General features: G+C 57.6%; 4 protein-coding genes and 1 pseudogene. 3 read left to right on the top strand and 2 right to left on the bottom strand.

Translation table 11 applies throughout. The annotated features are described in order from the left end of the window. A pseudogene (locus tag WLY71_RS31515) lies at nt 1-141 on the top strand (DUF2955 domain-containing protein); the annotation flags it as partial. Here the strand turns inward: WLY71_RS31515 and WLY71_RS29255 are convergent. Beyond that, on the bottom strand, nt 126-581 hold the full coding sequence (locus WLY71_RS29255; protein WP_347806343.1) for a hypothetical protein: 456 nt from the start codon (nt 579-581) through the stop codon (nt 126-128). The pseudogene WLY71_RS31515 and the gene WLY71_RS29255 sit on opposite strands and share 16 nt — an antisense overlap. 226 nt (nt 582-807) lie before the next feature. Here WLY71_RS29255 and WLY71_RS29250 point away from each other — a divergent pair, with 226 nt between their 5' ends. Next, complete coding sequence (locus tag WLY71_RS29250) at nt 808-3,195, top strand: DUF3772 domain-containing protein (protein WP_347806344.1); 2,388 nt, start codon at nt 808-810, stop codon at nt 3,193-3,195. A gap of 23 nt (nt 3,196-3,218) precedes the next feature. Here WLY71_RS29250 and WLY71_RS29245 read toward each other — a convergent pair whose 3' ends face one another. Continuing rightward, nucleotides 3,219-4,142: a helix-turn-helix domain-containing protein gene (locus WLY71_RS29245; RefSeq protein ID WP_347806342.1), complete on the bottom strand. Its 924-nt coding sequence runs from the start codon at nt 4,140-4,142 to the stop codon at nt 3,219-3,221. A 161-nt stretch (nt 4,143-4,303) separates the two neighbouring features. Here WLY71_RS29245 and WLY71_RS29240 point away from each other — a divergent pair, with 161 nt between their 5' ends. After that, nucleotides 4,304-5,662, top strand: coding sequence for a glutamine synthetase family protein (locus WLY71_RS29240; RefSeq protein WP_347806341.1), 1,359 nt, complete (start codon nt 4,304-4,306; stop codon nt 5,660-5,662). Nucleotides 5,663-5,899 lie beyond the last annotated feature (237 nt).

Here is a 5,899-nt window from a genome sequence, read left to right as displayed (position 1 = left end):
GTACAGGACAGCGCAGCAGGCAAGGACGTTTACACAGCGTTCGCCATCCGCATGGGCTTGTTCATCCTCGTGACGCTGTATGCCTGCCTGATGGTCCATCTGCTCGAACAACGGCAGGAAAATGCTCAAGGGTTGACCTGATACCCCTTACCCTGCAGGCAGCTGGTATAGGCGGTAGAACTGGTCGAAGCACTGGTTTTCTCTTGCGCCCGCCGCTCCTGACGCTGACGCGAGCCTCCGACGACCGCTCCTGCCGCGGCGGTTTCCTTGGCGCGATTCTGGCGATAGTCCTGCTTTGCGTCATCGTCGACACGATCATAAAACTCGTCATGTTGACGTCCACGCACCTGGGCCCCCGCCGCACCGGCGGCAGCGCCCACCGCGGCCCCCTTCAGCCTTCCACCGCTAGGAGGCGGTGCAGCCGAGGCGCTCTGACTGGCCGCGATGTTGTGGCAATCGGTGATGTCCACTTGGGTTTGTTGCGAACTCTGCCCTTTCATCGGCACGACCGTTTCCGCCCACCCCTGGGTCCAGGAAACCGACAGTGCGATGCACAGGCTAATGGATGACAACCTTTTCATGATGACCTCCGACAGGGCCCGGCACTCTGCAAGCACACTGGGTCGGTAGACAGACCGCTCAATACGTCACACCTCGTGATCCTGAGCGTGGTTCAGCACAAAAGATTGTAGATCACCCCTTCTCACCCGCCCCCTTCCCTATTTGTGGTCAGCGTGCGGAACTAATTTTCGCGCCAGCACACGCCATGACCTAACCTGAATGGCTAAAGCCGCTGGAGGCATGCCTTTGCGTCCTGCATTGAAATTACTCATATTCGTTGTGTTCGCGCTGATGGGGGCGAACATCGGCGAGCTGTCGGCGGATGAACTACCCAACACGTCAAGCAACGATGAGGCCAGCGCTCCCGCTACGGTGTCAAAAAGCGATCTGGAAGCACTGCAATTAAGGCTGGACAACCTTAAACAGCAAGTGTCACTGACCAGTAACTACACCCAGTTGATAGGCTTTCAGGACAACGTTCAGTTGCTCTTCAGTGATGCGGACAAGTTGGCGGCGGTGTTACTTCCCGAGCAGGCGCAATTGCAAGCACAACTCAGTGTGCTCGGGACGGCATCTGCCACCAGCGTTGCCATGGAGAAGTCCGATCTCGTGAAACAGAGGTCTTATCTCACTGCTCAAAAAGACAAGGTGGATAACGATCTCAACATACTGCTGGCCATCAAAGAAGGCGCGACTAACCTCATCACCCAGATTGCCGCCATTCGGCGCACTCAACTGGAAACCGAACTGGCCCAGCGCACCGCCAGCCTCCTCAACCCCCGGTTCTGGTTGCCGCTGTTTTCTCCACTGCAGGAGGATAAAAACCGTCTGAGGTTTTTGATTGACCAGTCCAACAGTGCCATTCAGTCCGTCTGGCAACCCGGCCGGCGTGCCGCGACGGTCACGTTGTTATTGCTGGCCCTGGCCTTCTGGACGCCGGGGCGAAGGCTGGCAGAGCGTGGTTTGACATGGATCTGCATCCATCGAGTACCGGAAGGTCGTCTGCGCAGAAGTTCTTTGGCGATAGCGACGGTACTTGCCACGATGTTGAGCGCAGGTTGCGCAATACAGCTCATCTCCGCGGCGGCTACCCGCCTTCAATCATTGCCGCAGCCACTGCAAGGTTACTTCGACGATGTCGAGAAAGTCGCTTACGCCTGCGCCCTGATTATCGGTCTGAGTAGGGCCCTCCTGTCTAAACGCAATCCCTCATGGCGGTTGCCTGGTATCGCCGATGAAGTAGCACTTGCAATAAGCCCTTTTCCGGCGCTGCTGGCCGGATCAATGCTGATACTCATCTCGCTGGTACAAGTCACCAATGCGACGGGTATGAGTACGCAAGTAGTTCTCTTCAGCCGGGGCGTCGTGTCACTAGTCGTCATCATGATTATCGGTGCGCTATTGCTACGCGTCAGTAAAACCCGCCGAGCGATGGTTATTGCCGGGGAACACCCTGAGTCAGGTACTACGCTGGCGGGGCTGATTTATACCGGCGTCAGTATCGCCATGTTGATCTCGATTTTTGGCCTGCTGGTTGGCTACATCTCCCTGGCCCGATTCATCACTTACGAAATTGTCTGGCTCTATATCGTTATTGCCAGCTTCTATTTGCTGACGCAGTTGTTCAAGGACCTGTGTGATTACCTGTTTTCGCCAAAGCACCCAAGCGGCAAAACGATCAAACAGCTGCTGGGTATCGGCGACGTACGGCTTGAACAAATCGAGGTTGTTGTGTCGGGTATTGGCAGAGCGGCATTACTGCTAATTGCCGTCATTACAACGTTTGTGGGGGGGATTGGAGCGACCTTTGGACAACTGACTGACAGGGTTTCAGCGATCCTCGGCGGCGATGGCCTGCGCAAGCTGAATATTATTCCGGGCAATCTGTTGAATGCGGTCCTCGCGCTGTTGATCGGTATTTACCTGATTCGATCGCTGCGCAGATGGCTGGATCACGAATTCCTGCCGAAAACCGATATGGACCCCGGCATGGGGGCGTCGCTGAGCACCCTGTTCAGTAATATCGGGTACGCGCTGGTCATTCTGCTGGCGTTGTCTTCATTGGGCGTCAAATGGACGAATCTGGCCTGGATCGTCAGTGCGTTGTCGGTGGGGATCGGCTTCGGCTTGCAGGAGATCGTCAAGAACTTCGTATCCGGGTTAATCCTGCTCACCGAGCGACCGGTCAAGGTCGGCGACCTGATCAGCATCAGCGGGGTCGAAGGCGATATCCGGCGAATCAATGTCAGGGCCACCGAGATACAACTCAGTGACCGCTCGATCGTGATCGTGCCCAACTCCCAGCTTATTTCCCAGAACCTGCGCAATGTGACTATGGGCGGCAGCGCTCAAGGGGTGGCCACACTCGAGCTGGTGTTCCCGCTGGATATCGACCCCGAACAAGTCAAAACCCTGCTGTACACCACCTATTGCGAACATGAAACCATCCTCGACAAACCCGCCCCCGTTGTCCGATTCAGCAATCTGAGCCCTGAAGGCATCACCCTGACCATCACCGGCTATGTCAGCAGCCCAAGGATTGTCAGTACGACCAAGAGCGATCTGCTCTTTGAAATCCTGAAGCGATTGGGTGCGGCCGGCATCGAATTGGCCAAGCCGGTCCCTCCTGCGTGACGCCCATCTGACCTGTCCCAGGCTTACCCGCGACCTGTTGCGCCACAGGGCTTGCGGGCAAGCGTCTGACTGGGAAGTTCGTTGAACAACGCGCGATAACTGCTGGAAAATCGGCCCAAATGCCAGAACGACCAATGCATCGCCACTTCGGCAACGGTGGTGTCCATCGCTGTGCGACTGAGCAATTCGCGGCGTGCGCTGTTGAGTCGGCGCAAGCGCAGCCAAAGGGTCGGGGTCATCCCGGTATAAGCCTTGAATGCATGCTGCAACTGCCGCAATGAAACCCCGGCAATTTGCGAAAGCTCCAGCAGATTCAGGGTCTCTTCCGGGGTGTCAGCCGCCCATTCACCGATGCGTTTCATCACTGCACGTTCTTCGGCGCGGCGCTGTAAACCTCCGCGATCTAGGCAAATACACGCGTTGTCGAGGATGTACAGGCAGTCTTCCAGCAACTGCTGGGTCAACGCCTCCTTGCTCGGCGGATCGAGCGTCTGCGCCAGTCGGGTCAACGTCCCGCTGAGCCAGCGACTGAACAATGCGTTCTGTCCCGAGTTCAGTGGCGCCATGAACAGACCTTCCAGCCTGGCCACATTCAAACCGTGACGCTGCACGAACTCCGGACCGAACACCACGGCGATTTCCTGGTAGTTCTCCGGGGTGATCCAGATGTTGCGGCTTTCGCCATTCAACACGTACAGCGCGTTGTCGCTGCGATCGAAACAGAACGCCAGCGCACCTTCGGGCGCGCTGAAATTCTGCTCGACCCGGGTGTTCATCTGTTCCTCGTAAATCTCTACGCCTTGCAGGTCCAGGTAGCGCACGCGCCCGGCGAAATGCCCTGGTGACATTTGCTGGTAATGCTGCACCCAACCCGGTGTGGCGCGGATTTGCTCGGCTACATCGGCGGTGTCGAACGCTTGGACTTGCAGGGGGTTGCAGGTTGTCATGGGTGACCTTACGCACTCGTTTGGTGCGTTTTGGTGCTGCTGAAAGTGGATAGATGGAACGTCAAGGCTCGCCCAAGATAGTCGTCAACGCGCCACAGGGGAAGTGTGTGGTGGATGAAACCAGCCTCCCCGGCGTAAATAAAACCAATAACGAGGTCTTTATGAATGTCCCTTTCGATCAGCTGCTCACGTGGCTGAAAGATCACAAGATTACCGAAGTCGAGTGTGTGGTCAGCGACTTGACCGGCATTGCACGCGGCAAAATTGCACCCACCAACAAGTTCCTGCATGAGCGAGGCATGCGCCTGCCGGAAAGTGTGCTTTTGCAAACGGTAACCGGGGACTTTGTCGACGACGACATCTACTACGACCTGCTCGACCCGGCCGACATCGACATGGTGTGCAAGCCCGTCTCCGACGCGGTGTACGTGATTCCATGGGCCATCGAGCCCACCGCTATCGTGATTCACGATACCTTCGACAAGTTCGGCAACCCGATCGAGCTGTCACCGCGCAACGTGCTGAAAAAAGTCCTGCAGCTGTACACCGACAAAGGCTGGCGGCCGATTGTCGCGCCGGAAATGGAGTTCTACCTGACCCAGCGCTGCGAAGATCCGGACTTGCCGCTCAAGGCACCGCTGGGTCGTTCGGGCCGTGCGGAAAGTGGTCGTCAGTCGTTTTCCATCGACGCCGCCAACGAATTCGATCCGCTGTTTGAAGACGTGTACGACTGGTGTGAGCTTCAGGGGCTGGACCTCGATACCTTGATCCACGAAGACGGCCCGGCGCAGATGGAAATCAACTTCCGTCATGGCGACGCGCTGGATCTGGCCGACCAGATCACCGTGTTCAAGCGCACCCTGCGCGAAGCGGCGCTCAAGCACAACGTCACTGCGACCTTCATGGCCAAACCGATTGGCGATGAACCCGGCAGCGCCATGCATATCCACCAGAGCGTCGTGGACATTGCCACCGGCCAGCCGATCTTTTCCGATGCCGACGGGCAGATGAGCGAGCTGTTCCTGCACCACATCGGCGGGCTGCAAAAGTACATCCCCAAAGTGCTGCCGATGTTTGCGCCGAACGTCAATTCGTTCCGTCGCTTCCTGCCGGACACTTCGGCGCCGGTGAACGTCGAATGGGGCGAAGAAAACCGCACCGTGGGTCTGCGTGTGCCGACTTCAACGCCGGACGCGATGCGCGTGGAAAACCGTTTGCCGGGCGCCGACGCCAACCCTTATCTGGCGATCGCAGCAAGCCTGTTGTGCGGGTATCTGGGCATGGTCGAGCGCATCGAACCGAGTGCAGCGGTCCAGGGTCGTGCCTATGAACGCCGCAACCTGCGCCTGCCGATCACCATCGAAGACGCTCTGACGCAGATGGAAGAATGCGAAACCATCGGGCGTTATCTGGGCAGCAAATTCGTCCGCGGATATGTCGCGGTCAAGCGTGCCGAACACGAGAACTTCAAACGGGTGATCAGCTCCTGGGAGCGAGAGTTCCTGCTGCTCAGCGTCTGAGATCTGCGCTGCCCGTGAGGGCCTCATCGCGAGCAAGCTCGCTCCCACATTTGGAATGCATTCCCCTGTGGGAGCGAGCTTGCTCGCGATGAGGCCGCAAGAACACCAAAGAAACGCCTGAAAAATCCAACAATCAAAAGAGGTGTCGAATGCGTCTATTGAAATCCGTGGTGCCGGTCGCCCTGGCGTTATTGTTCAGCGCCGTTGCGCAGGCCCAGCCAACCGTCAGCGTCTACA

Origin of the sequence: Pseudomonas rossensis (assembly GCF_039888995.1) — a bacterium.
In the GTDB taxonomy this organism is placed as follows: Bacteria; Pseudomonadota; Gammaproteobacteria; order Pseudomonadales; family Pseudomonadaceae; genus Aquipseudomonas; species Aquipseudomonas rossensis.
Note: the sequence above shows the minus strand (reverse complement) of the source record. Positions and strands in the feature narration are given on the sequence as shown.

What these genes read in the sequence shown, in the direction of transcription:
- WLY71_RS29255 (WP_347806343.1), bottom strand. Translation starts at nt 581, where the DNA reads ATGAAAAGGTTGTCATCCATTAGCCTGTGCATCGCACTGTCGGTTTCC.
- WLY71_RS29245 (WP_347806342.1), bottom strand. Translation starts at nt 4,142, where the DNA reads ATGACAACCTGCAACCCCCTGCAAGTCCAAGCGTTCGACACCGCCGAT.
- WLY71_RS29240 (WP_347806341.1), top strand. Translation starts at nt 4,304, where the DNA reads ATGAATGTCCCTTTCGATCAGCTGCTCACGTGGCTGAAAGATCACAAG.